Raw genomic sequence first — 3,224 nt, 5'->3', positions numbered from 1 at the left:
GACTCTTTCGGTGGCGGTGTTAGCGTGAGCAATCATACAAGGGCGAGCGACGTAGGCACGATGAAGACGAGTTGCGATGAAGACGGTCGAGCTGATGGTGCGCTCCACGTGCGGTTCGTGCGAGCGGGTGGCAGCGCAGATTGCTCCAGTGGTGGAGATATGTGACGCGGAGCTAGTGCTTGTCGACGTCGACCTGGACCCCGACAACACCGCCCAATACGGCGATCGCGTGCCGGTTGTCGTCATTGATGAGGAGGAGTTTGCCTGCTGGGTAGTAGACAACGCAGACCTTGAAGCCGAGCTCCTCTTTCCAACGCTGGGGGTTCTTTCGTTTTTATGTTGTTATGTTCGTTCCCGGTCCGTCGATGACGGGCGTAGCAGTGCACTCCGGGGGTGGGGCCGAGCTTCGCATCGACCCCTTCTCGTCGACCAACTCAGGTCAGTGCGGTGACGGTGGGGGCGATGCCGGAGTACGAAGGGATCCGCCAGATTGCAATAAGAAATCCAGCCCAAACTCTGAGCTTGGCTCGGAGGCGGGCTGAACGATTGACATGAACCCTAGCATGAGCGAGGCTAGTTCCGCAGGCATGAAAACTCGTTTGTATCAATTTGATAGCTGTAGCTCCCCGGAGATGTTTGTTGGGCTCCTCCGCTAAGGTAAAAACTACGTAACTAGCGGGAGGTGAGTGATGACTGTTCGAGTCGACATTGCAGCATCGACGTTGCGTTGGGCCCTACAGCGGACCGGCGTCACGGTTGAAGAACTTGCCCAAAAAAGCGATTTTCGGTTGGTCCGGCAATGGCTGGAAGGGGAGGTATCCCCGACGTTGCGTCAGGCCCAGCACTTGGCATCGCTTGCATGTATCCCGTTTGGATACTTGCTTCTCGACGACCCCACGGATGACCAACCGGATTTTCCAGATTTCCGCACCGTAGACAGTAAGAAAGTAACCGAGTTCAGCCCGGAATTGAAGGAAACGATTTACGCCTGTGAGCGGCGTTTGGGTTGGTACGCCGAATTTGCACGTGCAGAAGGCATTGAGCCCCACGTTTCGGTGGCGAATGGACATTACGTGATAACCCGGACGATGCCGTGCGTGCATTACTTCCTCAGCTCGCCGATGCTGGATGGAAGCCAGGCAGGGCGGCTACTGGTCGAGAGAATGTGCTGGAATTAGCGGAGGCAATTGAGCACTGCGGTGTCTTGGTGATGCGAAACTCCGTACTTGGAAATAACAACCACCGCAAACTCGACATCGACGAGTTTCGTGCTTTCACACTGCTCGATGGTGCTTACCCCTTGATCTTCATCAACGGCAGTGATTACAAAGTTGGGCAGTACTTTAGCCTTGCTCACGAGCTAGGCCACGTACTACTCGCTGCAGAAGGGCTCACTGGAGCCATGAACGATCATCACGATGTAGAGCGATGGTGTAACAGGTTTGCAGCTGCCCTGCTTCTGCCGCAGCATGCGTTGTTGCAGGAATGGGACAGAAATCCCGATCTGAAACGCATCACTGAATGGGCATACGATGCGTACCGGGTAAGCGCGGATACGGCACTGTGGTCCCTTGTGGGGCAGCGCCGCCTTGGCAAACCACAAGTGCAGGAATTCCTTCGGCAACGTCCCTCGAACCCTACGCCTCCGATTGTTAGTGGAGGCGGTGACTTCTTCGTCACGTTGAAGTCTCGGCTGGGTGGCCGGTTCTTGGACACAGTAACCGGCGAATATGCAGATGGCGCAATTTCTCAAGAGGAAGCTTCGCGCCAACTGGGCATTGCAAAGACTGCGACGCTGAAGAATGCGGTTACTCGTATGCAGGAGGTCGCATAGGTGTACCTCATCGATACGAATATCGTGATCGGTGCGTTCAATCACCGTCCGCGGGATATTTTTGAATCGTACTGGCGGCAGTTCGATGCATTCTTTTCCGAAGGGCAATTTTATTTTCACCAGTCTGTAGAAAATGAATTGCTGAAACGCGATGATGAAAAGTCACAGTGGCTGAGAGACTTTGTCCCTAAGACGCAGATTCTCACTCAGACGCAGGAAGAAGTTAACTCCTATCGTGAGGTGACGCAGTGGGTGCGTGCTCGTAAGGATGATCCTTATAAAGAAAGTGCGATACGAGAGTTTCTGAACGTCGCAGATTCTTGGGTGGTGGCTAGTGGGCATGCCCGAAGTTTTACCGTGATCACAAACGAGACCCCGAGCCCGAAGAGGCAAACACGGGTCAAGCTGCCTGACGCTGCTGATGGCTTGGGAGTGCAGTGCACACACTAGGAGCGGCCATATCTGGAACTGGGTTAAAGAGGACGCCGAGATCAAGTGGTGTGAGGCCAGTCATTAGATGGACTAATCAATGTTGACGAACGGTTGAAGAAGTTGAAGGCGGGTTCGCTGACGATGATGCGCACGGACGATTTGACACCTACGGATGAAGTTTTGGCGGTGATTAGCGTTGATTGACGTTGCAGCACGGGCGGTGGAGCGCGCTAGGGAGGCGCTGCCCGAGCGCCTGTGGTCTAACCGGGTGGTTGTTTACGGTGACGAGGCGATGGTAATGCCGGAGGAAACAGTGCCCATGGTGGTTGGTGACGCTCCCGCCTGGGTAACCCCTACAGAGGTTGTGGCTTTGTCCTCCAATGCTGATACGTGGCCGGAGTGGTACTGGCAGGTGTGTGAGGACGATTCCGCCTGGGTGACCGTCACGCAACACTGACCGCCACCCTGACTCCGCGATACTCCTCCCCGTTACCACCAAGGCTTGGAACACCACCCAAGCCCCCAAGGAGGAGACAAACCACATGTCGGATGAAAACACCACCCCCGCAGACCTCGCACAGCAGGCCGCTGACAAGGCGCAGCAGGCCCAGCACGACACCGAGCAGGGAACTACACCCAAGCCGGTGAACACCTAGGCGAGGCGCAGGCCAACGAGGCGGACGAAGCCGTAGACCTTGACGCGCTACGTAAGCAGCTCGCCCGATACGAAGCGGAAAACCGCAAGTTGAAGAACGAGAACGGCGACCGCCGAGTGAAGGCGAAACAGGCGGAAGAACAGGCAGCGACGTTGAAGAAACTCGCGCAGGTACTCGGTTTTGAACCGTCCGACAAAGACCCGGAGGAACAAATCAAGCAGGCCAAGGCCGCTGCGCAGGAATGAGAAGCCGAGCGTGACAAGCTCCAGTGTGTTTTGTCAAGTTGTTTTAGGCCGTTTCGG

General features: G+C 55.7%; 5 protein-coding genes and 1 pseudogene. All 6 read left to right on the top strand.

The window, feature by feature from the left end; translation table 11 throughout:
* Positions 1-76 precede the first annotated feature (76 nt).
* Positions 77-304, top strand: a pseudogene (locus HMPREF2656_RS13430) (glutaredoxin family protein); the annotation flags it as partial.
* A gap of 385 nt (positions 305-689) precedes the next feature.
* On the top strand, positions 690-1,178 hold the full coding sequence (locus tag HMPREF2656_RS03980) for a helix-turn-helix domain-containing protein (RefSeq protein ID WP_070815929.1): 489 nt from the start codon (positions 690-692) through the stop codon (positions 1,176-1,178).
* A complete protein-coding gene (locus HMPREF2656_RS03975; RefSeq protein ID WP_070815928.1) occupies positions 1,166-1,834 on the top strand; it encodes an ImmA/IrrE family metallo-endopeptidase in 669 nt (222 codons plus the stop codon). The genes HMPREF2656_RS03980 and HMPREF2656_RS03975 overlap by 13 nt, the downstream gene beginning before the upstream one ends.
* Positions 1,835-2,284 carry a DUF4411 family protein gene (locus HMPREF2656_RS03970; protein WP_070815927.1) on the top strand — a complete coding sequence of 150 codons (450 nt, stop codon included), beginning with the start codon at positions 1,835-1,837 and terminating at the stop codon, positions 2,282-2,284. It abuts the gene before it with no gap.
* 178 nt (positions 2,285-2,462) lie between these two features.
* The gene (locus tag HMPREF2656_RS03965; RefSeq protein ID WP_070815926.1) at positions 2,463-2,723 is read left to right on the top strand and encodes a hypothetical protein; all 261 of its coding nucleotides are present in this window, start codon (positions 2,463-2,465) and stop codon (positions 2,721-2,723) included.
* A 288-nt stretch (positions 2,724-3,011) separates the two neighbouring features.
* The gene (locus HMPREF2656_RS13020) at positions 3,012-3,167 is read left to right on the top strand and encodes a hypothetical protein (protein ID WP_168167534.1); all 156 of its coding nucleotides are present in this window, start codon (positions 3,012-3,014) and stop codon (positions 3,165-3,167) included.
* Positions 3,168-3,224 lie beyond the last annotated feature (57 nt).

It is taken from the genome of Corynebacterium sp. HMSC034B08 (assembly GCF_001835805.1).
GTDB lineage: Bacteria > Actinomycetota > Actinomycetes > Mycobacteriales > Mycobacteriaceae > Corynebacterium > Corynebacterium coyleae.
The sequence above is the reverse complement of the archived record's forward strand: the minus strand, read 5'-3'. Positions and strand labels throughout refer to the sequence as shown.